This is a genomic window from Neisseria bacilliformis, from assembly GCF_014055025.1.
Lineage (GTDB): Bacteria > Pseudomonadota > Gammaproteobacteria > Burkholderiales > Neisseriaceae > Neisseria > Neisseria bacilliformis.
In genome coordinates this window covers 941,957-967,262 of sequence record NZ_CP059571.1, presented here as the reverse complement: position 1 = coordinate 967,262, position 25,306 = coordinate 941,957, and the positions used below count along the sequence as shown (strand labels likewise).

Sequence of the window (25,306 nt, the reverse complement as noted above, 5' to 3'; positions counted from 1 at the left end):
GCGGGCAAACAGGGCTTTGCATGAGTTTTCATTTGGATACGCTGTTTTTTCAGACGGCCTGCGGATTTTCCGCAGGAGCGGGTGGGAAACCAAACGGGCAAGAGGCCGTCCCCGCCTACGCGGGGATGACGTTTCTGAAAAGCTGCGGCATGCCCCGGCCGTAGCCCCAAACAGGCTTTTCACTATATAATCACGGCTTTTTTCAGACGGCCGAACCGTTGCTATCCGAGGGTAGAATCCATGACCACAGAAAACCGCCACTGCTCCTTTTGCGGCAAATCCGAACAGGAAGTGAAACACCTGATTGAGGGTGAATCCGACGCCTGCATCTGCAACGAATGCGTGGAAACCTGCGGTGTGATGCTGAACACGGAAGACCCCTCCGCCGCAAGCGCGGTGGCTTCGTCCGACGGCAAACTACCCTCCCCCGCCGAAATCGTCGCCAACCTCAACGACCATGTCATCGGCCAAGAGCAGGCGAAAAAAGCCCTTGCGGTTGCGGTGTACAACCACTACAAACGCCTGCGCCACCCGAAAGCCTCGGACAATGTCGAGCTGTCCAAATCGAATATCCTGCTCATCGGCCCGACCGGCTCGGGCAAAACCCTGCTGGCACAGTCTCTGGCGCGCAAATTGGATGTGCCGTTTGTGATGGCCGACGCCACCACGCTGACCGAAGCGGGCTATGTCGGCGAGGATGTGGAACAAATCATCACCAAGCTGTTGGGCAAATGCGATTTCGATGTGGAAAAAGCCCAGCGAGGCATTGTTTACATTGATGAAATCGACAAAATCTCACGCAAAAGCGACAACCCTTCGATTACGCGCGACGTATCCGGCGAAGGCGTGCAGCAGGCACTGTTGAAGCTGATCGAAGGCACAGTTGCCAGCGTTCCCCCGCAGGGCGGCCGCAAACACCCCAACCAGGATTTCATCCAAGTCGATACCACCAATATTCTGTTTGTTTGCGGCGGCGCGTTTGCCGGCTTGGAAAAAGTCATCCGCCAGCGTACCGAAAAAGGCGGCATCGGTTTCGGCGCATCCGTCCACAGCAAAGACGAAAATGCCGACATCAGCGAATTGTTTGAAATCGTCGAACCCGAAGACTTGATCAAATTCGGCCTGATTCCCGAACTGATCGGCCGCCTGCCCGTTATCGCCACCCTGGCCGAACTGGATGAAGACGCGCTGGTCAATATTCTGACCGAACCCAAAAATGCTCTGGTCAAACAATACCAGGCACTCATCCGCATGGAAGGCGCGGAACTCGAATTTGAGGATGCGGCTCTGCGCGGCATCGCCAAACTGGCCATGACCCGAAAAACCGGCGCGCGCGGCCTGCGCTCCATCGTAGAACGCGCCCTGCTCGAAACCATGTACCTGCTGCCCGGACTGCCGCAAGTCAAAAAAGTGATCGTTACCGCCGAAGTCATCGACGGCAAACGCCCCCCTGTGCTGTTGACCGAAGACGGCAAGGAATATGACATTGCATCCGGTTCGGTTGGCTAATCTGTGAAGAAGTTGTAGCGGAAAAAAGCAAACCGAAGACAGGATGTACAGTATAGAAAGGCACAGCACTGCTGTATGTCTTTTGTTTCAAATTACTTAAAGGCCGTCTGCAAAACAGACGGCCTTTTACCTACCGGTCTTTCCACGGTTTCAGACGGCCTGTATTGTACCGCAAGCCTGGGAAGGACACGACCCGCCCGCAGGCGGACAAGCCCGCACCGGGCAAAAGCGAAGCCGGCATACCGCCGGCCTTTGTCTTGCAGCCCCACCCGTCTGCGGACGGGGCATCCTCCGTTTTGCGCCCTACTTTTTCACTGCTGCTGCGGGCGCGGCTGTAGTTGGCACGGCCGGTTTGACCGGTTTGGCATTGGCGGCACCGCCGACCGTCGCCTGGTCTTTCAGCTTGCCCAGGATACCGTCGCCGATACCCTTGACCTTCTTCAAATCGTCCACCGACTTGAACGCGCCGTTCTCCTTACGGTAGTCCACAATCGCCTGCGCCTTCGCCTGGCCGATACCCGGCAGCGCTTTGAGCTCTTCGGCCGTCGCCGTATTGATATTCACCGCAGCCGCCACCCAGGCCGCCACACCGTAAGCCAAAAGGCCGAACAAAGATTTCTTCAAATCCATAGTGTCCCTTCCGTTAAAAATAAAGGATTAAATATAAAGAGCAGGTATCATAATCAAGAATGACATAACAGGCAAGCCGGTTACGCCGCAACATACCGTACAACGGCATCCGAGATACAGATCCGTTTTCCGGCCAAACAAAAACCCCGCCACTTTGGCGGGGTTTGCAATAGGTGTCTGGCAGTGACCTACTTTCGCATGGGAATCCACACTATCATCGGCGCTGGTTCGTTTCACTGTCCTGTTCGGGATGGGAAGGAGTGGGACCAAACCGCTGTGGCCGCCAGACTGAAACTGTCAAATCGGCAAAGCCGGCCGCAGCAAGACATCCGTCTTTTGCGGCGTATCAACTGTGATGAACATATCGGAACAAGTCCTATGCAAGCATTATCTTCAAAGAAGCAAAGTCCTTCAAATGATAGAGTCAAGCCTCACGAGCAATTAGTACAGGTCAGCTTCACGCGTTACCGCGCTTCCACACCCTGCCTATCAACGTCCTGGTCTCGAACGGCTCTTTAGGAGGATTAAATCCCCAGGGAAGTCTCATCTTCAGGCGAGTTTCGCGCTTAGATGCTTTCAGCGCTTATCTCTTCCGAACTTAGCTACCCGGCGATGCGACTGGCGTCACAACCGGTACACCAGAGGTTCGTCCACTCCGGTCCTCTCGTACTAGGAGCAGCCCCCGTCAAACTTCCAACGCCCACTGCAGATAGGGACCAAACTGTCTCACGACGTTTTAAACCCAGCTCACGTACCACTTTAAATGGCGAACAGCCATACCCTTGGGACCGACTACAGCCCCAGGATGTGATGAGCCGACATCGAGGTGCCAAACTCCGCCGTCGATATGGACTCTTGGGCGGAATCAGCCTGTTATCCCCGGAGTACCTTTTATCCGTTGAGCGATGGCCCTTCCATACAGAACCACCGGATCACTATGTCCTGCTTTCGCACCTGCTCGACTTGTCGGTCTCGCAGTTAAGCTACCTTTTGCCATTGCACTATCAGTCCGATTTCCGACCGGACCTAGGTAACCTTCGAACTCCTCCGTTACTCTTTGGGAGGAGACCGCCCCAGTCAAACTGCCTACCATGCACGGTCCCCGACCCGGATCACGGGTCTGGGTTAGAACCTCAAAGCCACCAGGGTGGTATTTCAAGGACGGCTCCGCAGAAACTGGCGTTTCTGCTTCCAAGCCTCCCACCTATCCTACACAAGTGACTTCAAAGTCCAATGCAAAGCTACAGTAAAGGTTCACGGGGTCTTTCCGTCTAGCAGCGGGTAGATTGCATCTTCACAACCACTTCAACTTCGCTGAGTCTCGGGAGGAGACAGTGTGGCCATCGTTACGCCATTCGTGCGGGTCGGAACTTACCCGACAAGGAATTTCGCTACCTTAGGACCGTTATAGTTACGGCCGCCGTTTACTGGGGCTTCGATCCGATGCTCTCACATCTTCAATTAACCTTCCAGCACCGGGCAGGCGTCACACCCTATACGTCCACTTTCGTGTTAGCAGAGTGCTGTGTTTTTAATAAACAGTCGCAGCCACCGATTCTCTGCGACCCTCCTATGCTTACAGAGCAAGTCTTTCACATTAGAGGGCATACCTTCTCCCGAAGTTACGGTATCAATTTGCCGAGTTCCTTCTCCCGAGTTCTCTCAAGCGCCTTAGAATTCTCATCCTGCCCACCTGTGTCGGTTTGCGGTACGGTTCTGATCCAACTGAAGCTTAGTGGCTTTTCCTGGAAGCGTGGTATCGGTCACTTCGCATCCGTAGATGCTCGTTATCACTTCTCGGTGTTATGAAGACCCGGATTTGCCTGAGTCTTCCACCTACCGGCTTGAACAAACTATTCCAACAGTTTGCTGACCTAACCTTCTCCGTCCCCACATCGCATTGAATCAAAGTACGGGAATATTAACCCGTTTCCCATCGACTACGCATTTCTGCCTCGCCTTAGGGGCCGACTCACCCTACGCCGATGAACGTTGCGTAGGAAACCTTGGGCTTTCGGCGAGCGGGCTTTTCACCCGCTTTATCGCTACTCATGTCAACATTCGCACTTCTGATACCTCCAGCATACCTTACGATACACCTTCTCAGGCCTACAGAACGCTCCCCTACCATGCCTTGCGGCATCCGCGGCTTCGGTTACAGATTTGAGCCCCGTTACATCTTCCGCGCAGGACGACTCGACCAGTGAGCTATTACGCTTTCTTTAAATGATGGCTGCTTCTAAGCCAACATCCTGGCTGTCTGGGCCTTCCCACTTCGTTTACCACTTAATCTGTCATTTGGGACCTTAGCCGGCGGTCTGGGTTGTTTCCCTCTTGACAACGGACGTTAGCACCCGCTGTCTGTCTCCCGAGGAACCACTTGATGGTATTCTTAGTTTGCCATGGGTTGGTAAGTCGCAATGACCCCCTAGCCATAACAGTGCTTTACCCCCATCAGTGTCTAGCTCGAGGCACTACCTAAATAGTTTTCGGGGAGAACCAGCTATCTCCGAGTTTGTTTAGCCTTTCACCCCTATCCACAGCTCATCCCCGCATTTTGCAACATGCGTGGGTTCGGACCTCCAGTACCTGTTACGGCACCTTCATCCTGGCCATGGATAGATCACTCGGTTTCGGGTCTACACCCAGCAACTGATCGCCCTATTAAGACTCGGTTTCCCTGCGCCTCCCCTATCCGGTTAAGCTCGCTACTGAATGTAAGTCGTTGACCCATTATACAAAAGGTACGCAGTCACGGAATTATTCCGCTCCCACTGTTTGTATGCATCAGGTTTCAGGTTCTATTTCACTCCCCTCCCGGGGTTCTTTTCGCCTTTCCCTCACGGTACTGGTTCACTATCGGTCGATGATGAGTATTTAGCCTTGGAGGATGGTCCCCCCATCTTCAGACAGGATTTCACGTGTCCCGCCCTACTTGTCGTATACCTAGTACCACCAATCTGTTTTCGAATACGGGGCTATCACCCGCTATGGCAGAAGTTTCCAATTCTTTCTTCTAACAGTTCGGCTATCGTATACAGGCTCCTCCGCGTTCGCTCGCCACTACTTGCGGAATCTCGGTTGATTTCTTTTCCTCCGGGTACTTAGATGGTTCAGTTCTCCGGGTTCGCTTCTCTTGCCCTATGTATTCGGACAAGGATACCTCCTAAGAGGTGGGTTTCCCCATTCGGACATCACCGGATCATAGCTTTATTGCCAGCTCCCCGATGCTTTTCGCAGGCTTACACGTCCTTCGTCGCCTATCATCGCCAAGGCATCCACCTGATGCACTTATTCACTTGACTCTATCATTTGAAGTACCTTTCTGACTTCGGTACTTTGCCGTTGACTAGCTTGGCACCTTAAGGCCTCTACTTTGATAAAGCTTACTGCTTGTTGTGTCTTAATCCCGCCTTTTGTGTCTCGGGATTAAGTCGATACAATCATCACCCAAATTACTGGGCTTTATTTCGAACTGTTTGGTAGTTCTGATAAAACCTCAGTGTCTTTGTTTGTTGATTTCGGCTTTCCAATTTGTTAAAGATCGATGCGTTTTGATTCGCAAATTAAAATAAACTATTTAGAATGTTTCTCTTGCAAATTGCCGGTATGTTTTACTTTCCAACAATTTGCTTTCTGTTTAATTCGCTTTAATTTGAAAATCTTGGTGGAGGCAAACGGGATCGAACCGATGACCCCCTGCTTGCAAAGCAGGTGCTCTACCAACTGAGCTATGCCCCCGGATGTTCGCTGGTGGGTCTGGTAGGACTTGAACCTACGACCCCACGCTTATCAAGCGTGTGCTCTAACCACCTGAGCTACAAACCCTTTGTAACGCTCTGTCCGATTACCGATAAGTGTGGGTGCCAAGCCCTTTTCTCTAGAAAGGAGGTGATCCAGCCGCAGGTTCCCCTACGGCTACCTTGTTACGACTTCACCCCAGTCATGAAGCATACCGTGGCAAGCGGCCCCCTTGCGGTTAGCCTACCTGCTTCTGGTATCCCCCACTCCCATGGTGTGACGGGCGGTGTGTACAAGACCCGGGAACGTATTCACCGCAGTATGCTGACCTGCGATTACTAGCGATTCCGACTTCATGCACTCGAGTTGCAGAGTGCAATCCGGACTACGATCGGTTTTCTGGGATTGGCTCCGCCTCGCGGCTTGGCTACCCTCTGTACCGACCATTGTATGACGTGTGAAGCCCTGGTCATAAGGGCCATGAGGACTTGACGTCATCCCCACCTTCCTCCGGTTTGTCACCGGCAGTCTCATTAGAGTGCCCAACCAAATGATGGCAACTAATGACAAGGGTTGCGCTCGTTGCGGGACTTAACCCAACATCTCACGACACGAGCTGACGACAGCCATGCAGCACCTGTGTTACGGCTCCCGAAGGCACCCTTCCGTCTCTGGAAGGTTCCGTACATGTCAAGACCAGGTAAGGTTCTTCGCGTTGCATCGAATTAATCCACATCATCCACCGCTTGTGCGGGTCCCCGTCAATTCCTTTGAGTTTTAATCTTGCGACCGTACTCCCCAGGCGGTCGATTTCACGCGTTAGCTACGCTACTAAGGCATCAAGTGCCCCAACAGCTAATCGACATCGTTTAGGGCGTGGACTACCAGGGTATCTAATCCTGTTTGCTACCCACGCTTTCGGGCATGAACGTCAGTGTTATCCCAGGGGGCTGCCTTCGCCATCGGTATTCCTCCACATCTCTACGCATTTCACTGCTACACGTGGAATTCTACCCCCCTCTGACACACTCTAGCCACCCAGTTCGGAACGCAGTTCCCGGGTTGAGCCCGGGGATTTCACATCCCGCTTAAGTAACCGTCTGCGCCCGCTTTACGCCCAGTAATTCCGATTAACGCTCGCACCCTACGTATTACCGCGGCTGCTGGCACGTAGTTAGCCGGTGCTTATTCTTCAGGTACCGTCATCAGAGCACGGTATTAACATGCCCCTTTTCTTCCCTGACAAAAGTCCTTTACAACCCGAAGGCCTTCTTCAGACACGCGGCATGGCTGGATCAGGCTTGCGCCCATTGTCCAAAATTCCCCACTGCTGCCTCCCGTAGGAGTCTGGGCCGTGTCTCAGTCCCAGTGTGGCGGATCATCCTCTCAGACCCGCTACTGATCGTCGCCTTGGTGGGCCTTTACCCCGCCAACCAGCTAATCAGACATCGGCCGCTCGAATAACGCGAGGTCCTAAGATCCCCCGCTTTCCCCCTCAGGGCGTATGCGGTATTAGCTGTCCTTTCGGACAGTTATCCCCCATTACTCGGTACGTTCCGATGCGTTACTCACCCGTTCGCCACTCGCCACCCAAGAAGCAAGCTTCTCTGTGCTGCCGTCCGACTTGCATGTGTAAAGCATGCCGCCAGCGTTCAATCTGAGCCAGGATCAAACTCTTATGTTCAATCTCTAACTTATTCAACTTCTGGTCCGCTTCAAAGAAACCGACAGGAAACAAATGTTTGTCTCTGTCTGTTTTTGTCGCAGTGCGGGGCTCGCGCACCCACACTTATCGGTAATCGTTTTGTTAAAGAACTGTGCCGCCGAAGCAGCGAAGACGCGAACTATACGGGAACGGGAATTTCAGGTCAAGCCTTGCAGCGGGGATATTTCGGGGGAAAACGGCATCGCTTTGGCAGAAAAGGAAATTTTGTTGAAAGAAAAACAGGCGTACAATCCGCCAATCGGTTTGCCCGTATTTTTAATTTTCACGAGAAAGGAAAGTACCTCATGAATTTTCCCCCGCGCCATGTTCCCGCCGCCCGTCTGCGCCGTATGCGCCGCGACGGTTTTTCCCGCCGTCTGATGCGCGAGCACACGCTCACGGCCGACGACCTGATTTACCCCGTGTTTGTTTTGGAAGGGCAGAACCAAGAAGAAGCCGTGCCCTCCATGCCCGGCGTGAAACGCCAAAGCCTCGACAAACTGCTGTTTACCGCCGAAGAAGCGGTGAAACTGGGCATTCCCATGCTCGCGCTGTTTCCCGTGGTAACGCAAAACAAAACCGAACATGCCGAAGAAGCCTACAACCCCGAGGGTCTCGTGCCGACGGTGGTGCGCAAGCTGCGCGAAACCTTCCCCGAATTGGGCATCATGACCGACGTTGCCCTAGACCCCTATACCGTTCACGGGCAGGACGGCCTCACTGACCAAAACGGCTATGTGTTAAACGACGAAACCATCGAAGTTTTGGTGAAACAGGCTTTGTGCCACGCCGACGCGGGCGCACAGGTGGTTGCGCCGTCGGACATGATGGACGGGCGCATTGCCGCCATCCGCGAAGCCCTCGAAGACGCAGGCCATATCCACACCCGCATCATGGCGTATTCGGCAAAATACGCCTCGGCGTTTTACGGCCCGTTCCGCGACGCGGTGGGCAGCTCGGGCAACTTGGGCAAGGCCGACAAAAAAACCTACCAAATGGATCCCGCCAACACCAACGAAGCCCTGCACGAAGTCGCGCTCGACATTCAGGAGGGCGCGGACATGGTGATGGTGAAACCCGGCCTGCCGTATCTGGATGTGGTGCGCCGCGTGAAAGACGAATTCGGCGTGCCCACTTACGCTTATCAGGTGTCGGGCGAATACGCGATGTTGCAGGCCGCGATTCAAAACGGCTGGCTCGACGGCGAAAAAGTGATTTTGGAAAGCCTGCTGGCGTTCAAACGCGCGGGAGCGGACGGCATTCTCACTTACTACGCCGTCGAAGCGGCCAAGCTGCTGCGCAAATAGTCCGACCATCATGTTTAGAGGCCGTCTGAAAACTGTAAACCAAGTTTTCAGACGGCCTCTTTTGCTTTTAAATCAAAGCCACGCCTCAGAGGATGCCGCTGCCGATGCGGCCGGGTTCGCCGAGGTTCAGCCAGATGAAGAAGGCTTTGCCGACGATTAATTTGTCTTCGACAAAACCCCAGTAGCGCGAATCCGCGCTGTGGTCGCGGTTGTCGCCCATCATGAAATAGCTGCCGGCGGGCACTTTGCAGGTGAAACCGCTGCCGTCGGCTTCGTAGGTGCAGTTTTGGCGCAGGGCGTCGGTTTGGGCAGACATGCCTTTTTCGGCTGCGAGTTTGGCATAGTAGCCCAGAGAACCGGTTTGCACGGCGGGATCGTCTTGCGCCTTCAATACATCGAAGCTGCGTCCGGCAAAGGCGGCATGGAAGCGTTGCGTGTCCACTTGGGTTTGCGGCTCTTCGTCGTGGGGATAGGCATAGCCGCCGGCCTCGGTGTCGGTTTCGACAACATTGCCGTTTACTTTCAAAATCTTGTCTTTATACTCCACTGTATCGCCCGGCAGGCCGACGGCGCGTTTGATGTAGTTTGCGTCTTCAAGCGGGTAGTTGAACACCACCACATCGCCGCGCTCCACCTTGCCCGTGTCCAGCAGTACATTATTGATCACCGGCGTGCGGATGCCGTAGGCAAACTTGTTCACCAGAATAAAATCGCCTTTCACCAGCCCCGGCCGCATCGAGCTGGACGGGATTTGGAAGGGCTCGGCCACGAAGGTTCGCAGCACAAACACCACCAAAATGATGGGGAAAAAGCCGCCCATGTAGTCGCGGAAATGGTTGTCGTCGTCCAGCGATCCGGTGAGGACTTTCTGGCCTTTGTCGTCGATGGCCACATTGCGCGTGGGCTTGAACGAGAACTTGCGCCACAGCCACACCGCGCCGGTGAACACGGTGAAAATCAGCAGCACGGCGGTGAAGCTCAGCTTGACGGCCAGCAGCCCGAACACGCCGACCATCGTGAGCAGATAGCCCCATTGCAGGCTGTCGCTCCACTCGCCTTTTTCGTTGCGCTCCTTGCTGCTGACGGCAAACAGGCCGATGCCCGCCACCAGCGCGGCAACGGCGAGATAGACAAATTGGTTCATATGTTTTTTTCCTTTTGCTGTTTTGGTTTTTTTCAGACGGCCTTAAAGGCTTTGAGGCCGTCTGAAAACATAAAATACACACCCTGCCCGTTTATTCTTCCCTGCGCCAGCACAATTCTTCTTTGGCCGAGCGCACGCAGATAAAGCCGCCGCGTTGGAATTTTCGGTAGGGCAGGCCGTTGAACTCGTCGCTCACTTTCTCCCACTGCCCGCCTTCCTCGCCCGATTTGGAAGGCATCACATAATCGCTGCCGACATTGAGCCGCCTGCCGTCTGCCAAGGTGAAGACCGTTCCGCCGTGCGAAACCAGACGGCCTTTTTCCGGCTCGAACACATGCGTGCTTTCAACCTCAAACATGGTGCAGGCGGATGGTTCGGGCACGGATTGGGTTGCCGCCGGATTCCGATAAGTGCACACCGCGCTGATTTCGGGTTCGACACGGCTGGCATGGGCGGCGGCAGGCAGCAGCAAAAGGGCAAACAGTTTGCGGTTCATTCGGTTAGTTCCTCTAATAGCTTGAAAACGGGTTTTACACTTTTTCAGACGGCCTCTGAGGACTTTGAGGCCGTCTGAAAACAAATATATGCATGGCAAAGCACGCTCTGCATCGGTTAAACAAACTGCCGCTTATAGGCAATATGGTTGCGGATATTTTCCGCCGCGTCTTTTTCGTCCCAGATTTGCAATTCCCACGGGTAGTAGAAATTGCCGGCATTTTGAAAACAGGCGTGGATGCCGATATAGCCGTCCACATCGCGCAGATACCGGTTTTTCAGGCTGTATTGCGTTTTCCAGTCGTCCAGACGCTGCATGATTGCGGATTTTGTCGGCGATGCTCTCGGCGGTTTTGACACGGTAAAAAAAGTCTATGCCACGCGTGTCGGCAAATGCCAAATAGTCGTTAATCGCTTCGTGCAGGTTGAGGCGGTAGGACAAGATATGCTCGGCGGGCACATGGGCGAGCGTGCGGCTGAGATTAAGCTTGGCGACTTTGCCGGTTTCAAAATAATCCTGCGAATATTGGGCGTGGATGCGGTTGATTTCGCGGATTAGGCGTTCGGTTTTTTGGGTTGGAGATTCTTGCATGATTTTGAAAACAATATGTTATTTTTCAATGAATTATGAATCACCATACCTAGTAAATGATTTCCCAATATTTTTTTTAGCTCATTGCTTCGCTTCTTCAAATGAATGAAAAATTCGTTTTCCGTTTCTGATATTATTTAAATTAGGGGTAATAAATATTGTTTGTCCTAGTGATTTTTTTGTATGATCTGTTTGTGAAGGAATTTCCTTGTCCTCATCCATATCTACTATATGTGAAGTGAAATCATTTTCATCACATAAATCATCGTCGTCACTACCCCAATCATCATAATAATCTGAACTAGCAATTCCTTCTGAAATTATAACATTTAAACTATCCCATCCACTCATAATTCTTTCACTTTCATAAAATTATCCATTTTTAATTTCCATACTATCTAAAAAATAATTTACCTACCATTAAGTTTAATTAAAAAGCGCATTAATACAGTTGTTAGCTCAAAAATTAAATCAATTTCCACTTCCTTAAAACCATCACCATGTTTAATATGATTATTCTGATAATTATCTACTAATTCGGATATTTTAACGTATGAATTTCTAATCTCCTTAGAAATTTTTTTGTTATTCAAATAAACTCCCAGCTTGCTTTTTTGATTTTCAATAGACTTTTCATTTTGCAAAAGCTCTTTCAAAAAAATCTCAAAAGATAATCTCAAATCATCCAGTGAGTTTCTATAATGCCCTACACTATCTTTTTTAAGTAATGCACTCTGATAATACTTTTGCACTTTTGGATATTTGTCTAACCAATCTCTCGTTTCTTCAATAAACTCGGGAATATATTCTGTATTTTTTGCAAATTGCGGATAGTGAGAAATTAATTTATTTGATAAATCAATAACACGTTCATTATCAGCGAATTCAGGAATGTTGCATAATTCCTGAATAAGAGCATATTGCTGTTCAGGCTTAAATGTCTGTAAATTTTTACTTAATACCGTACGTTTATTTGGAGTACCGTTAGGAAATGGATATGCCCCATAGGGAATACTCACGGAATATTTAACCGCATATTTATTACAATACTTAACTAATTTACTTCCACTTAATCCTGTATCTGTATCTGCCAAAATATCAGCAGCATAAGAAATAAAAGATTGGTCTATCATTAAAATAATCCTTTCTTTCCAATTCAAGTTTTCAGGCAGCCTGAAAACTCACTTCTCCCCAATCTCCAAAATCGCCAAAAACGCACTCTGCGGAATCTCCACATTCCCCACCTGTTTCATGCGTTTTTTGCCTGCCTTTTGTTTTTCCAACAGTTTTTTCTTACGGGTAATGTCGCCGCCGTAGCATTTGGCGAGTACGTTTTTGCGCAGAGCTTTGACGTTTTCGCGGGCGATAATCTGCCCGCCGATGGCAGCCTGAACGGCGATGTCAAACATTTGTCGCGGTATCAGTTCGCGCATTTTGCTGGCGAGTTCGCGCCCGCGCTGCACGGCGGTTTGGCGGTGCACAATCAGGCTGAGCGCGTCCACTTTGTCGCCGTTTACCATAATGTCCAGCTTCACCAAATCGGAGGGCTGAAACTCTTTGAAGTCGTAGTCCAGCGAGGCATAGCCGCGCGAGGTGGATTTGAGTTTGTCAAAAAAGTCCATAACGACTTCGTTCATCGGCAAATCGTAGGTGAGCATCACCTGCCGCCCCATGTATTGCATATTGCGCTGCACGCCGCGTTTTTGGTTGCACAGGGTCATCACGTTGCCCACATAATCCTGCGGCACGAGAATGGTGGCGGTGATAATCGGCTCCATAATGGTTTCTATCGTGCCGATGTCGGGCAGTTTGGACGGGTTTTCCACGTCTATTTTTTCGCCGTTTTTCAGGATCACTTCATACACCACGGTGGGCGCGGTGGTAATCAAATCCATATCAAACTCGCGTTCCAGCCGCTCTTGCACGATTTCCAAGTGCAGCAAGCCGAGAAAGCCGCAGCGGAAGCCGAAGCCCAGCGCCTGCGACACTTCGGGTTCAAATTTCAGCGAGGCATCATTGAGTTGCAGTTTTTCCAGCGCGTCGCGCAGGGCTTCGTAGTCGTGGCTTTCCACGGGATACAGGCCGGCGAACACTTGACTTTGCACTTCTTTGAAGCCCGGCAGCGGCTCGGCGGCGGGGTTGGCGGCAAGGGTTACGGTGTCGCCGACTTTCGCCTGCCCCAGCTCTTTCACGCCGGTAATCAGAAAGCCCACTTCGCCCGCTTTGAGTTCTTGTTTTTGCACGGATTTGGGCGTGAACACGCCAAGCTGCTCCACCTGCGATTCGGCTTTGGTGGACATAAAGCGCACTTTGTCTTTGAGTTTCAGGCTGCCGTTTTTGATGCGGATAAGCATCACCACGCCCACATAGTTATCAAACCACGAGTCGATAATCACGGCTTGCAGCGGCGCGGCGGCATCGCCCTGCGGCGCGGGGATTTTGGCGACGATTTCTTCCAGCACGTCTTCCACGCCCAGCCCGCTTTTGGCGGAGCAGGTTACCGCGCCCACGGCATCGATGCCGATGATGTCTTCGATTTCCTGCGCCACGCGGTCGGGGTCGGCGGCGGGCAGGTCGATTTTGTTCAGCACAGGCACGACTTCCACGCCCAAATCAATCGCCGTGTAGCAGTTGGCAACGGTTTGCGCTTCCACGCCCTGCGAAGCGTCCACCACCAGCAGCGCGCCTTCGCAGGCGGACAGGCTGCGCGAGACTTCGTAGGAAAAGTCTACGTGTCCGGGGGTGTCGATCAGGTTGAGCAGATAGGTTTCGCCGTCTTTGGCTTTGTAGTTAAGCGCGGCGGTTTGCGCTTTGATGGTGATGCCGCGCTCTTTTTCAATGTCCATGCTGTCGAGCACTTGGGTGCTCATTTCGCGCTGTTCCAAGCCGCCGCAGTATTGGATAAAGCGGTCGGCAAGGGTGGATTTGCCGTGGTCGATGTGGGCGATGATGGAGAAGTTGCGGATGTTTTTCATATTTCAGCGTTTTACAGTGTTGGAGGCCGTCTGAAAAATATTTTTCAGACGGCCTGAAATGTCGGGAAACGGGCAGCCGCGCATTCTAACGGAAAAAGCGGCATTTTGCGCGGGAAAAGCGGGCGCGGCGGCCGCAAAAACACTTAACCCGCACACGCCTTTGGGCTACAATGCCGCCCGTTTTGTCCGCCACTTCCATCTGATTTTGAGGAACATAAAAACATGACACAGGAAACCGCCCTGGGCGCGGCACTCGCCTCCGCCGTGAAAACCATGAGCAAAAAGAAACAAACCGATATGATCACCGACCATATCTACGGCAAATACGCCGTGTTCAAACAGTTCAAACCACTCGCGCTGGGCATCGATCAAGACCTGGCCGCCGCCCTGCCGCAGTTTGATACCGCGCTGGTCATGCGCGCCCTGTCCAACCACTGCCGCCGCCCGCGCTACCTCAAATCGCTGGTGCGCGGCGGCAAGCGTTTCGATCTGAACAACCGTCCGAAAGGCGAAGTGAGCGCGGAAGAACAGGCGGTTGCCGCGCAAAACCCGCTGATGAAGGAAATGCTGGAACAGCAGGCCGCCCGCGCCGCGCAGAAAACCGCCCAAGCGGACACAAACGCGCCGGAACAGGCCGCAGGCCAAACGCCCGAAGCCGCGCAGGAAACCGCTTCTTCCGCCGAGTAAAAACAAACACAGAGGCCGTCTGAAAACCCGTTTTCAGACGGCCTCTAACATTTGTATAAGTAGGGTGTGTGGCACAGCCACGCATGCGGTTTGCGCCGCTCAAAGGCCGCCTGAAAACGCAGCTTCGGCAACGCCAAAAAATATAGTGGATACAGATAAAAAGTATTCGGTGTAGGCCGGGCTTTAGCCCGGCAAAATATCGGATAAATAGCAAGTTAGCTGGGCTGAAGCCCAGCTACGATGGGTATCTCTTATTTTGTTCCACTATAAAATCCACTTTTCAGACGGCCTGTTCTCCCGCCCATACCGAATCTGATGCAGGCTGTATCGTCCCGAGGCGACGCACGCGTTCCCTGCTGCACAACGCATCTGCACCTCCCACGAACCCGAAACCGCGTGCGTAACTTGCGCCACATACCCTACCTCCATGGCAGAGGCCGTCTGAAAAAACCGTTTTAAAGGTTTTCAGACGGCCTTTTTGTCGCTGCCATTCAGCTGAACGGCAGTGCCGCCCTGTTTTATTGCAGAATCTGCCGCTCTTGTTTTACCGCGCGGACGATGTCTGCGCCGAACAGGGCATTCACATCGGTTTCATCGAACACGTATTTTTCGTTGCAGAAATCGCAGTCGATTTCGATGCTGCCCTGCTCGGCCACCACCGAGCCGACTTCTGCGCCGCCGAGCATCAGCAGCATGTCGCTGACTTTCCCGCGCGAACAGGTGCAGGCGAATTCAAGCGTCTCCGGCTCGAAAACGCGGGGCGGGGTTTCGTGGAACAGGCGGTAAAGCAGCTGCGGCGCGTCCAAGCCGAGCAGTTCCCCTGCTTTCACTGTGTCCGCCAGCGCGGTAAGGTGCGCCCATGCGTCTTCGTCAAGCCGCTCTTCGGGCAGACGCTGCAACAGCAGTCCGGCAGCGGTATGATCGTCGGCAGCCAGCGTGATGTGGGTTTCGAGCTGTTCGGAGTTGAGCATATAGTGGGTCAGCATTTGGGCGATACCGCCGCCTTCCAGCGGAACTATGCCCTGCCACGGCTCGCCGTCTTTGGGCTGGACGGTGATGGCGAAAATGCCGTTTTCGCCCAACAGGCTGCGCAGGCTTTCATCGTCGCCGATGCGGGCGGTTTCGTCCCACCGTGCGGTGGCGCGGCAGGTGTGTTCGGAAGTGGCCTCGACCACCAGCATTTTCAGACGGCCTTTGCCCTGCACCTGCACGGTAAGCGTGCCTTCGAGTTTCAAATTGCTCGACAGCAGCGCGCCGGCAGCCAGCAACTCGCCGAGTGCGCGGCGGATGGCGGCGGGATAGTGTTTGCGGCCGACAATGTGCCGCCACACGCCGTCCAGGCGCACGTGCAGGCCGCGCACGGGCATGCCGTCAAAAATAAAGCGGGTTCTCAAATCTCGGTCTTGCATTTCGGTAGTACCTTTCAAATTGGTTGCGGCGGCAGACTGGGGCTGTTTTCAGACGGCCTGAAAAGCCTGCCGCGCGGATTCGCGCCATATGGCATTGCGGCGGAGAAAAATCAAGGGGGCTTTCGGGATGCCTGTTTTGCCGCATCCGGCCTTATGTTGCCGTATTTTCAGACGGCCTGTATAAAAAATAAAAATCCCGCTTATGGCAAGCGGGATTCGGATTGCGGGTCAAACGGCGGTATCAGCCTTTTTTACCGGTAACGGTGGCAACGGCCAGATTGGAGCCGCGTTTGAGGGCGACGCTGCTGACGCCTTCGGGATATTTGATGTCGGAGAGGTGCAGAATGTCGCCGGCAACCACTTCGGCACAGTCCAGTTCGAGCGCGGAAGGGATGTTTTTCGGATCGACCAGCACTTCCACAGTAGTGGCCAGCAGGGAAACGCGGCCGCTTTGCAGTTTGACGGCTTTGGATTTTTCGGCATTGACCACGGCAACCGGCAGGCGCAGGCGCAGCGGTTTGTTCAGATCGACGGCTTGGAAATCAAGGTGCACAACCTGTTGGCGGAACGGGTGGATTTGGAAATCGCGCACGATAACGTCTTGGGTTTTACCATCCAGCGTCAGTTTGATCAGGCTGGTATGAAACGCGCTTTTTTCCAGCGCGTAGAACACGGTTTTGTGGTCTACGGCGATGGCAACGGCTTCCTGGTTGTCGCCGTACAGAACAGCGGGTACTTGACCGGCGCGACGCAGGCGGCGGCTCGCACCTGTGCCCTGTGCTTCGCGGAGGGTAGCTTGCAATTCGTATGACATGATAAAAGTCCTTTGTTTAAACAGATAAAACCGTCTTCCACCGCGACCAGTTTCAGACGGCATAGGATTTCGGATGCGCGCCGCAGCGCACACCCGCTTATGGCAGCAGCATGCCGCCGTTGGTCAGCACATCTTCATTAAAAAGATATGAGACGGATTCTTCGTTGCTGATGCGGCGCACGGTTTCGGCCAGCAGTCCGGCAATGGAAACCTGGCGGATGCGGCCGCACGCTTGCGCGTCTGCCGACAGCGGGATAGTGTCGGTAACGACAACCTGGTCGATGTCGGAGGAAGCAATGCGGGAAACGGCCTCGCCGGAAAACACCGGATGGGTGGCGTAGGCCAGCACGCGGGTGGCACCGCGCTCTTTCAGCGCAGACGCGGCTTTGCACAGCGTGTTTGCCGTATCGATCATGTCGTCGACAATCAGGCAGGTACGGTCTTGGATTTCGCCGATGACGTTCATCACTTCGGCGACATTGGCTTTCGGGCGGCGTTTGTCGATAATCGCCAAATCGGCGTTCAGTGCCTTGGCCATTGCGCGGGCGCGGACGACGCCGCCGATGTCGGGGCTGACGACGGTCAGATTGTCTATCTGCTGGCGTTGCACGTCGTTGAGCAGAATCGGCGTGGCATAGATGTTGTCCACAGGAATATCGAAAAAGCCCTGAATCTGGTCGGCATGCAGATCGACGGTAAGGATGCGGTCGATGCCGGCGGTGTGCAGCATATTGGCAACCAGTTTGGCGGAAATCGGCACGCGGGCGGAACGCGGGCGGCGGTCTTGGCGGGCATAGCCGAAATACGGGATGGCGGCGGTGATGCGTGCGGCGGAGGCGCGTTTCAGGGCATCGGCCATGGTGAGCACTTCCATCAGATTGTCGTTGGTGGGCGCACAAGTGGGCTGCAAAACAAATACGTCGCGGCCGCGCACGTTTTCCAAAAGCTCGACGGCCACTTCGCCGTCGGAAAACTTGCCGACAGTGGCATTACCGATTGAAATATCAAGATGTTTTACCACATCGGCGGCCAATTTCGGATTGGCGTTGCCGGTGAAGACCATCAAACTGTCTGCCATATCTTTCTCGCTTGGAACGGGGTTTGTGTGTTGCTCAGGAAACATCGCGGGCTTCCTTGTCGTTGGGTTGCGGGCGCGGGCGGCATTATACGCACCAAAAACGGGGCAGCCAAACAAAAAAATAACACAAAATAATCTTTTCAGACGGCCTGCAAGATGCCGTCCTTTATCCCGGGCGCATCCGTCATCAAACCGGCTTTCCGCATTAAAAACAAAAGCGTGCGACATCATCACACGCTTTTGTACTGGCTGGGGATGTAGGACTCGAACCTACGCATGCCGGATTCAGAATCCGGTGCCTTAACCAACTTGGCCAATCCCCAAAAACTTTCCCATCCGCTTTGGCTGGGGATGTAGGATTCGAACCTACGCATGCCGGAATCAAAATCCGGTGCCTTAACCAGCTTGGCGAATCCCCAAGGATGTTTCGGTATCTGAAATCTAAGAATCTGGCTGGGGATGTAGGATTCGAACCTACGCATGCCGGAATCAAAATCCGGTGCCTTAACCAGCTTGGCGAATCCCCAAATATCGTTTAATCCGCGTAATCAAAGAGCGGATGCCGCTCCAATCCTGCCGCCAATTTGGCCGACGGATACGTAACGGAAATTTTTTCATACGCGGCTTGCGCGGCCTCTTCGTTTGCAAAAGTCAAAAATATACAGGAACCCGATCCTGTCATTTTTGCTTCTCCGAAAGCATTGAGCGTTTCATACGCTTCGGCAACCGCTTCATATTCCGCCAAAACCACAGCCTGCATGTCGTTTCTGAACGGCTGCAAATTTTGGAAAGTCGGCATTATGGCGGGGGCGGAATTTCTTGTCAAGTTCGGATGGGAAAAAATTGCGGCGGTAGAAACGCAGACGGGCGGTTTGACGACGACGTACCATTGTTGCGGAACATCGATGGCGGCGAGCTTTTCGCCGATGCCGCGCGCGAAAGCGTTGCGGCCGAACAGGAAAAACGGCACGTCCGCGCCGAGCTTCGCGCCGATGCTGATGAGCCGCGCCCGTGTCAGGCCGCATTGCCACAGGCGGTTGAGGGCGAGCATGACGGTGGCTGCGTCGGAGCTGCCGCCGCCGAGGCCGCCGCCGCTGGGGATACGTTTGTCGAGGCGGATGGTAACGCCCTGCCCTGCTTTGCCGTATGGCTGCATAGCAACGGCGGCGCGGTAGGCCAGGTCTTGTTCGGGCAGCAGGCCGTCGGTGGGGTTTTCCAGCACAATCAGGCCGTCTGAACGCGGGGTCAGGAATACGGTGTCCTGCCAGTCAATCAGGCAGAAGATGCTTTCCAACTCGTGATAACCGTCGGCGCGGCGGCCTGTGATGCGCAGATCGAGGTTGAGCTTGGCGGGAGCGGGAAACGCCTGTTCCGCTGCGGACGCGGCGTTCACGGCTGCTTCCTTGCGGCGCAGCGGTTCGGGGCGTCCGCGCTGTTTTCAGACGGCCTCATGCTGTCGAACACCAGCCGCAGCGACAGTTTGCCGTTGCTTATCGCAAGCGTGCGCACGCTGCCGTCTTCGCGCGCGCTGCGCTCGATGTCCCAGCCGGCCTGGCGCAGGCTGCCGGCGGCGGTGATTTGGTGCGCCTCGCCCGCCGCCCAGCGGCCGTCTGCCCATTGGTCGAGATATTGCAGCGGCAGCTCGAAGCCGAGCAGGCTGCGGCTGAGCTCCTGCGCGTTGGCGGCCTCGAAGCGTTCGCCTTTGGCGTTCACCGCCAGCACGCCCTCTGCGTCGCGGCACAGTTGGCCGAGGGTGTTGCCCAGCGGGGTGTTGATGTCGATGGTTTGCACGCCGCCGCTCTGTGTCCAGTCGAAATTGGCATACGAGCCTTTGCCCTCTGACTGCACGGCGAGGCGGCCGTCGGCGGCGAAGTCGGGGGTGTCGCGCGGCGGCTGCCATTGGGTTGGCACGGTGTTTATGCCGGCGCAACCAGCCAGCAGCAGGGCGGCGGTGCAGAAGGCGGGAAGTGTTTTGTTCATGGGGTTTCCTGTTTGGTTGAGGCCGTCCCCGCCTACGCGGGGATGACGTTTCTGAAAAGCACAGCGGCAGGGTTTTCAGACGGCCTGTGCAGTATCCGGCACGGCTGCTGCCAAGGCAGCCGCGCAGCCGGACTGCATCAGCGGGCGACTCGTGCGGAGAGACTTTATAAATATCCGTCCTGCCATGGCACAGCCGAAATCGGATTTGTGCGTTTTCAGACGGCCTCTGCCGCCAAGGCAGGGAGCGCAGCGATGCACGCAGTCGGGGTTTTCAGGGGAATGCGCGGATTCGGATACCTGCACGGTCAATACCGCGTGCGTCGCCTTGGGGCGACACACCCTACCTCGTCATCCGCATTTGCTTACGGGGGTAGGCACCTGTTTTTTTGCACTGTTTCACTAATAACAGGTTTTCAGACGGCCTTTTTTCTCGATGTGGGCAGTTGCGGCAAACCCAAACCCGCTTTGAGGCCGTCTGAAAATATGGGATGCGGCTTTCAGACGGCCTCCTGCCTTGTCTGCGCCGCATGGCGTGTAGGGCGGAAACGGGGCTGCGTCTGTGCGCAAAAAGGCCGTCTGAAAACCCGTTTTCCCGAAGGGGCGCGGTTTTCAGACGGCCTTTGCGTTTTATTTGCCGTTCAGTTTTTTGGTGGCGGATTTGTCCACTTTGCAGTTTTGGAACAGGATGGTCTGGTCGCCTTTGGGCAGGCCGCCGTCCACTGCGTCGGCCTGCATCAGGATTTTGCCGTTGGCCGAGGTGAGGGTGTCGGGGGAGGCTTTGTCGGTGATCCAGGTCAGGCCGTCGCTGTAATAGCTGTTTTGTTTTTTGCCGTTGGTGTCGTTCATCACGCGGCGCAGGTTGGGGGTGAGCTGGCCGTTGGCAGCTTTGAGCTGGACGACGGCGGTTTCGCCGTTTTTGATGCCGTACATGGCGTTGAGGGACTGTTTGCCCTGCTGGCTGTCGCAGGTGTAGGCCACTTCCACTTTTTTGTCGAGGCTGCTGACATCGGCCAGCATCAGCACGGGGGTGTTGTCGGACAAGTCGGCCAGCGGCTTGGTGGCTTTTTTGCCGGCTGCCTGGGAAGCGGCGGCGGCGGCAATCATAAGGGCGGCGGCAATCAGTTTTTTGGTTTGCATGTTTGCAATGTCTCCTGTTGGTGGAAAAACAAAGCGCGTATTGTAAAGAATATTGCGTCAGCAAAATACCGCTTTGTGTAAACCTGTTCAGCGTTTTTTAAAGACCAGATCCCAAACGCCGTGCCCCAGCCGTTTGCCGCGCGCCTCAAATTTGGTTTCGGGGCGGTAGGCGGGGGTGGGGGCGTAGCCTTCGGCGGTGTTTTCCAACCCGGGGAAAGCGCGCAGCACGTCGAGCATTTGCGCGGCGTATTCTTCCCAGTCGGTCGCCAGATGGATGTAGCCGCCGCTTTTGAGTTTGGGCAGCAGTTTGGCGACGAAGGGGGCTTGGATGAGGCGGCGTTTGTGGTGGCGTTTTTTGTGCCAGGGGTCGGGGAAGAAGATGTGGATGCCGTCGAGGCTGTTGTCGGCGAGCATGTTTTCCACGATTTCCACGGCATCGTGGCGCATGACGCGGATGTTGGCAATGCCTTGTTCTTCAATCAGTTTCAGCAGATTGCCGACGCCCGGGCCGTGCACGTCTGCGGCGAGGAAGTCGGTGTCGGGCAGGCGGCGGGCGATTTCGGCGGTGGCGGTGCCCATGCCGAAGCCGATTTCGAGGACTTTCGGCGCGGCGCGGCCGAAGGTTTGCGCCAAATCAAGGTTTTCGGCGCGATAGTCGAGGCCGTATCGCGGCCACAGGGTGTCGATGGCGCGCTGCTGGGCAGCGGTCATGTGGCCTTGGCGCAGCACGAAGCTGCGGATGGCGCGGGGGTGTTCGGGCGTTTGGCTGGTGGTTTGCGGTTCGGTCATGGTGTGCGTGATGGTTTGAGGCCGCCCCCGCCTATGCGGAGATGAGGTTTCTGAAAACGGGCTTGGCTGCGCCGCAGAGGAGTTTTCAGACGGCCTGCGGGTCTGTTTACAAAACGGTGTGCGGCGGCTCGTAGCTGAGGATGTCGCGGATTTTGTTGGCTTCGTCAACGAGGACGACTTTCGGGCGGTGGGCGGCGGCGGCGGCTTCCGAGAGCATCACGTAGGACATGATGATGACGATGTCGCCTTTCTGCACCAGCCGCGCCGCCGCACCGTTGAGACAGATGACGCCGCTGCCGCGTTCGCCGGAGATGGTGTAGGTTTCGAAGCGTGCGCCGTTGTTGTTGTTGACGATTTGCACTTTTTCGTTAGCGAGTATGCCCGCCGCGTCGAGCAGGTCTTGGTCGACGGTGATGCTGCCGACGTAGTTGAGGTCGGCTTCGGTAACGGCGGCGCGGTGGATTTTGCCGCCGAGCATGGTTCGGAACATGGGTTTCCTTCGGGTTGTTCGTATGGTGTGTGCGGATTTCAGACGGCCTGCAAACGCTTGCCCAAAGGCCGTCTGAAAAAAAGGCGGCATTATAACGCCAACTGCTTTTGCAGCCAGCGCAGATAGTCTTTACTGCCGCCGCACACCGGTAGCATCAGGATTTGCGGGCAGTCGTAGCTGCTGAGGGCGCGCACGGTTTTGGCGGTTTTTTTGAACAGGCTTGCCGCGCTTTTGGCAGTAAGGCGGATTTCGGTGTCGCGGCAGAGTCCGCCGTTCCAAATGTAGTCGCTGTCGATGCTTTCGTACTGCACGCAGGCGGCAAGGCGTTGTTCCAGCAGGGCGCGGCCGATGGTTTCGGCTTCGGCGCGGTTGGGGGCGGTAATCAGGATGACGGCGGCTTGGAAACGGGGCATTTCAGACGGCCTTTTGTGCTTTGTTTTGCTGTTTTCCGGTTTTAACTTCGTTGAGGCTGCGCTTTCAGACGGCCTCTACGCTTTGAAATTGAGCACCGGCCAGCCTTTTTCCCGCGCTTCGCGCAGCAGCTCCGCGTCGGGGTTGACGGCCACGGGTTCGCTCACCAGACGCAAAAGCGGCAGGTCGTTTTTCGAGTCGCTGTAAAAATAGGTTTTGCCGTAGTCGGCCAGGCTTTCGCCGCGTGCCGCGAGCCATTGGTGCAGGCGGGTGATTTTGCCTTCTTTCAGGCTGGGCGTGCCGGTATAGCGGCCGGTGTAGCGGCCTTCGCCGTCGGTTTCGAGCTGCGTGCCGATGACGTTTTCAATGCCGAACAGGCGGCAGATGGGCGTAATGATGAATTCGTTGGTGGACGAGATAACGAGCAGTTCGTCGCCCGCGTCGCGGTGGCTCTGCACCAGCATTTGCGCCATCGGCGTGATGTGCGGCTCGATATATTGCGCGCTGAACTCGCGGTGCATTTCGTCCAATTCCGCGCGGGAAAAGTTTTTCAGCGGCGCAAGGTGGAAGGCGAGGAAGGCGTCGATGTCGAGGCAGCCGTTTTGGTAGTCGCGGTAGAATTTTTCGTTCTGTTTTTCGGTTTCGGCAACGTCCGCCAAGCCTTTGGCCATCAGATACTGCGGCCAGGCATGGTCGGAATCGGTGTTGATGAGCGTGTTGTCCAAATCGAAAATGGCGAGGTTTTTCATGCGGTTTCCTGTTGTTTCAAAAGGCGGCGCAACAGCGGCAGGGTCATGCGCCGGCGCGTGGTGGCGGCGTAAAGGCAGAGGGTGTCGAGCATTTTCACCAGGCTGTCCATGTCGCGCTGCCAGTAGTTGAGCAGATAGCGGAAGATGCCCTCGTCCAAATCGAGCTGCCGCGCCCGCGCCATGCCCGTGAGGGCGGCGATTTTTTCTTCGTCGGACAAGGGCTTGATGTCGTACACCAGGCAATAGCCCATGCGGGTGCGCAAATCTTCGCGCACGGCCAGCTGCGCGGGCGGCAGGTCGGCGGAAAGCAGCAGGCGGCCTCGCCCGCTGTTGCGGAAGCGGTTGAAAATTTCAAACAGCAGAGCCTGTTCGGCGGGTTTGAGCCGGTCGGCCTGATCGACGGCGAGGTATTCGGCTTCCAGCGCAGACGCGTCCAGCGGCATGGTTTTGGCATCGATGTAACGCGCATCCGCCCCCTGCCGCGCCGCCTGCCCCGCCCACGCGCGCAGCAGGTGGCTTTTGCCCGTGCCCGCCGCGCCCCAAACGTACACAAACCGCTCCCGCGCCTGTTGCAGCACAAACACCAGCTCGCGGTTGGCCGCACCGAGGAATTTGTCAAACCCCGGATAGTCGCGGCGGGCAAAGTCGAAAATCAGTTGGTCCACAGGCCACCTGCTCGGATGGAAAAACCGCGCGATTGTAGCCGCTTTCGCCGACGGTTTACAGAGAGGCCGTCTGAAAGCGGGGTTTCAAGGAAGTTAAAACGGCGTTCCGGCTGCCGAACCGCGTTTTCAGACGGCCTTTCGTTTCGGTTACAATCCGCGCTTTTGTCCGTTTGGGGAAACCGTATGATTCAGACCCTGATTGATTTTGTCCTGCACGTCGACGTGCATTTGGCGGAGCTGGCCGCGCAGTATGGCGCGTGGATTTATGGGCTGCTGTTTCTGATTGTGTTTTGCGAAACGGGGCTGGTGGTAACGCCTTTTCTGCCGGGCGATTCGCTACTGTTTGCCGCCGGCGGCATTGCGGCGGTGGGCGGGATGGACATTCATTTGATGATGCTGCTGCTGTTTGCCGCCGCCGTGCTGGGCGACGCGGTGAATTTCGCGGTGGGCAAATACTTCGGCGCGAAGCTGTTTGCCAATCCCGATTCCAAAATCTTCCGCCAGAGCCATTTGGCAAAAACCCATGCTTTTTATGAGAAATACGGCGGTAAAACCATCATCATCGCGCGTTTTGTGCCGATTGTGCGCACCTTTGCCCCTTTTGTAGCAGGGATGGCGGACATGCACTACGGCCGCTTTATCCGCTACAACATTATCGGCGCGGCTTTGTGGGTGATGCTGTTTTCCTACGCGGGCTATTTTTTCGCCAACACGGAAATCGTGAGGAAAAACATGAGTCTGGTGCTGGCGGGGATTATTGCGGTGTCGCTTTTGCCGATGGCGGTGGAGATTATTCGGGCGAAACGGGCGGGCGAGCGTTGACAGGAGGCCGTCTGAAACAGGGTTTGGCTGACGTGTAAAGTTTGCAGACGGCCTGAACGGCAACGGCCGCGTGCCTTGCTTTGGGTTGGAAACGGTGGGTCAAGACCCACCCTGCGCAAGCTGAAACCTGTTTTTCTGATGTTTTGCCGGTCTGAAGCCCGGCCTACGTCTTTTGTG

At 55.0% G+C, this 25,306-nt stretch carries 24 protein-coding genes, 5 tRNA genes and 3 rRNA genes; 6 read left to right on the top strand and 26 right to left on the bottom strand.

Annotation, left to right across the window (positions count from 1 at the left end; translation table 11 throughout):
• Positions 1-240: 240 nt before the first annotated feature.
• Positions 241-1,509: an ATP-dependent Clp protease ATP-binding subunit ClpX gene (clpX, locus tag H3L91_RS04940; protein ID WP_007342453.1), complete on the top strand. Its 1,269-nt coding sequence runs from the start codon at positions 241-243 to the stop codon at positions 1,507-1,509.
• A gap of 303 nt (positions 1,510-1,812) precedes the next feature.
• Here the strand turns inward: clpX and H3L91_RS04935 are convergent, their stop codons facing one another.
• The 6 genes from H3L91_RS04935 to H3L91_RS04910 all read right to left on the bottom strand — a co-directional run bounded on the left by H3L91_RS04935 (position 1,813) and on the right by H3L91_RS04910 (position 7,564).
• Entirely contained in the window at positions 1,813-2,139 is a 327-nt protein-coding gene (locus tag H3L91_RS04935; RefSeq protein ID WP_007343959.1) for a ComEA family DNA-binding protein, read from the bottom strand.
• Positions 2,140-2,314: 175 nt separating this feature from the next.
• A 5S ribosomal RNA gene (rrf, locus tag H3L91_RS04930) occupies positions 2,315-2,427 on the bottom strand.
• Between the two features lie 132 nt (positions 2,428-2,559).
• Positions 2,560-5,444, bottom strand: a 23S ribosomal RNA gene (locus H3L91_RS04925).
• Between the two features lie 360 nt (positions 5,445-5,804).
• Positions 5,805-5,880: transfer RNA gene (locus tag H3L91_RS04920), tRNA-Ala, on the bottom strand.
• Between the two features lie 10 nt (positions 5,881-5,890).
• Positions 5,891-5,967 (bottom strand) — tRNA-Ile (locus H3L91_RS04915).
• A gap of 56 nt (positions 5,968-6,023) precedes the next feature.
• A 16S ribosomal RNA gene (locus tag H3L91_RS04910) occupies positions 6,024-7,564 on the bottom strand.
• Together the 16S, 23S and 5S rRNA genes with 2 tRNA genes alongside form the textbook arrangement of a ribosomal RNA operon.
• Positions 7,565-7,618: 54 nt before the next feature.
• On the opposite strand from H3L91_RS04910, the gene H3L91_RS04905 reads away from it, so the two are divergent.
• Entirely contained in the window at positions 7,619-7,894 is a 276-nt protein-coding gene (locus H3L91_RS04905) for a hypothetical protein (RefSeq protein WP_182109888.1), read from the top strand.
• Positions 7,891-8,892 carry a porphobilinogen synthase gene (gene hemB / locus H3L91_RS04900; RefSeq protein ID WP_007342452.1) on the top strand — a complete coding sequence of 334 codons (1,002 nt, stop codon included), beginning with the start codon at positions 7,891-7,893 and terminating at the stop codon, positions 8,890-8,892. Before H3L91_RS04905 ends, hemB begins: the two co-directional genes overlap by 4 nt.
• An 85-nt stretch (positions 8,893-8,977) precedes the next feature.
• On the opposite strand, the gene lepB is transcribed toward hemB, so the two are convergent.
• From lepB to H3L91_RS12625, 3 genes are all read right to left on the bottom strand, one after another.
• On the bottom strand, positions 8,978-10,036 hold the full coding sequence (lepB, locus tag H3L91_RS04895; RefSeq protein ID WP_007342451.1) for a signal peptidase I: 1,059 nt from the start codon (positions 10,034-10,036) through the stop codon (positions 8,978-8,980).
• 91 nt (positions 10,037-10,127) lie between these two features.
• Positions 10,128-10,532 (bottom strand): hypothetical protein, encoded by a 405-nt coding sequence (locus H3L91_RS04890; RefSeq protein WP_007342450.1) that lies wholly within the window; start codon positions 10,530-10,532, stop codon positions 10,128-10,130.
• 116 nt (positions 10,533-10,648) lie between these two features.
• Positions 10,649-10,849, bottom strand: a complete 201-nt coding sequence (locus H3L91_RS12625) for a hypothetical protein (protein ID WP_007342449.1) — start codon at positions 10,847-10,849, stop codon at positions 10,649-10,651.
• Between H3L91_RS12625 and H3L91_RS12620 the strand changes: the two genes are divergently transcribed.
• A complete protein-coding gene (locus H3L91_RS12620) occupies positions 10,848-11,090 on the top strand; it encodes a hypothetical protein (protein WP_244958485.1) in 243 nt (80 codons plus the stop codon). The two genes, H3L91_RS12625 and H3L91_RS12620, sit on opposite strands and share 2 nt — an antisense overlap.
• A 114-nt stretch (positions 11,091-11,204) precedes the next feature.
• Here H3L91_RS12620 and H3L91_RS04880 read toward each other — a convergent pair whose 3' ends face one another.
• The 3 genes from H3L91_RS04880 to lepA are packed head-to-tail and all read right to left on the bottom strand — an operon-like array spanning position 11,205 to position 14,098.
• Positions 11,205-11,474: a hypothetical protein gene (locus tag H3L91_RS04880; protein ID WP_007342448.1), complete on the bottom strand. Its 270-nt coding sequence runs from the start codon at positions 11,472-11,474 to the stop codon at positions 11,205-11,207.
• A 59-nt stretch (positions 11,475-11,533) separates the two neighbouring features.
• A complete protein-coding gene (locus H3L91_RS04875) occupies positions 11,534-12,256 on the bottom strand; it encodes a hypothetical protein (protein ID WP_007342447.1) in 723 nt (240 codons plus the stop codon).
• Positions 12,257-12,304: 48 nt separating this feature from the next.
• Positions 12,305-14,098, bottom strand: coding sequence for a translation elongation factor 4 (lepA, locus tag H3L91_RS04870; protein WP_007342446.1), 1,794 nt, complete (start codon positions 14,096-14,098; stop codon positions 12,305-12,307).
• Between the two features lie 222 nt (positions 14,099-14,320).
• Here lepA and H3L91_RS04865 point away from each other — a divergent pair, with 222 nt between their 5' ends.
• Positions 14,321-14,785 carry a ProQ/FINO family protein gene (locus H3L91_RS04865; protein ID WP_007342444.1) on the top strand — a complete coding sequence of 155 codons (465 nt, stop codon included), beginning with the start codon at positions 14,321-14,323 and terminating at the stop codon, positions 14,783-14,785.
• Positions 14,786-15,303: 518 nt separating this feature from the next.
• Here the strand turns inward: H3L91_RS04865 and hslO are convergent.
• The 14 genes from hslO to hda all read right to left on the bottom strand — a co-directional run bounded on the left by hslO (position 15,304) and on the right by hda (position 24,307).
• Positions 15,304-16,194, bottom strand: coding sequence for an Hsp33 family molecular chaperone HslO (gene hslO, locus H3L91_RS04860; RefSeq protein WP_007342443.1), 891 nt, complete (start codon positions 16,192-16,194; stop codon positions 15,304-15,306).
• A 241-nt stretch (positions 16,195-16,435) separates the two neighbouring features.
• A complete protein-coding gene (locus H3L91_RS04855; RefSeq protein WP_040658821.1) occupies positions 16,436-17,008 on the bottom strand; it encodes a 50S ribosomal protein L25/general stress protein Ctc in 573 nt (190 codons plus the stop codon).
• 97 nt (positions 17,009-17,105) lie between these two features.
• On the bottom strand, positions 17,106-18,086 hold the full coding sequence (locus tag H3L91_RS04850; RefSeq protein ID WP_152902099.1) for a ribose-phosphate pyrophosphokinase: 981 nt from the start codon (positions 18,084-18,086) through the stop codon (positions 17,106-17,108).
• Positions 18,087-18,332: 246 nt separating this feature from the next.
• Positions 18,333-18,409 (bottom strand) — tRNA-Gln (locus H3L91_RS04845).
• 19 nt (positions 18,410-18,428) lie between these two features.
• A tRNA-Gln gene (locus tag H3L91_RS04840) sits at positions 18,429-18,505 on the bottom strand.
• A gap of 31 nt (positions 18,506-18,536) precedes the next feature.
• A tRNA-Gln gene (locus H3L91_RS04835) sits at positions 18,537-18,613 on the bottom strand.
• 8 nt (positions 18,614-18,621) lie between these two features.
• The gene (gene ispE, locus H3L91_RS04830) at positions 18,622-19,479 is read right to left on the bottom strand and encodes a 4-(cytidine 5'-diphospho)-2-C-methyl-D-erythritol kinase (protein ID WP_007342439.1); all 858 of its coding nucleotides are present in this window, start codon (positions 19,477-19,479) and stop codon (positions 18,622-18,624) included.
• Positions 19,476-20,066, bottom strand: a complete 591-nt coding sequence (locus H3L91_RS04825; RefSeq protein WP_007342438.1) for an outer membrane lipoprotein LolB — start codon at positions 20,064-20,066, stop codon at positions 19,476-19,478. Before H3L91_RS04825 ends, ispE begins: the two co-directional genes overlap by 4 nt.
• A gap of 627 nt (positions 20,067-20,693) precedes the next feature.
• Positions 20,694-21,203, bottom strand: a complete 510-nt coding sequence (locus H3L91_RS04820) for an ACP-like domain-containing protein (protein ID WP_007342435.1) — start codon at positions 21,201-21,203, stop codon at positions 20,694-20,696.
• A gap of 87 nt (positions 21,204-21,290) precedes the next feature.
• Positions 21,291-21,992, bottom strand: coding sequence for a tRNA (guanosine(46)-N7)-methyltransferase TrmB (gene trmB / locus H3L91_RS04815; protein ID WP_007342434.1), 702 nt, complete (start codon positions 21,990-21,992; stop codon positions 21,291-21,293).
• Positions 21,993-22,098: 106 nt separating this feature from the next.
• The gene (panD, locus tag H3L91_RS04810; protein ID WP_040658819.1) at positions 22,099-22,482 is read right to left on the bottom strand and encodes an aspartate 1-decarboxylase; all 384 of its coding nucleotides are present in this window, start codon (positions 22,480-22,482) and stop codon (positions 22,099-22,101) included.
• A gap of 89 nt (positions 22,483-22,571) precedes the next feature.
• A complete protein-coding gene (gene cutA, locus H3L91_RS04805; RefSeq protein ID WP_007342432.1) occupies positions 22,572-22,895 on the bottom strand; it encodes a divalent-cation tolerance protein CutA in 324 nt (107 codons plus the stop codon).
• 75 nt (positions 22,896-22,970) lie between these two features.
• A complete protein-coding gene (locus H3L91_RS04800) occupies positions 22,971-23,642 on the bottom strand; it encodes a histidinol-phosphatase (protein ID WP_007342431.1) in 672 nt (223 codons plus the stop codon).
• Positions 23,639-24,307, bottom strand: a complete 669-nt coding sequence (gene hda / locus H3L91_RS04795; RefSeq protein WP_007342430.1) for a DnaA regulatory inactivator Hda — start codon at positions 24,305-24,307, stop codon at positions 23,639-23,641. Before hda ends, H3L91_RS04800 begins: the two co-directional genes overlap by 4 nt.
• A 183-nt stretch (positions 24,308-24,490) precedes the next feature.
• On the opposite strand from hda, the gene H3L91_RS04790 reads away from it, so the two are divergent.
• Positions 24,491-25,129 (top strand): DedA family protein, encoded by a 639-nt coding sequence (locus H3L91_RS04790; protein ID WP_040658817.1) that lies wholly within the window; start codon positions 24,491-24,493, stop codon positions 25,127-25,129.
• Positions 25,130-25,306: the final 177 nt, after the last annotated feature.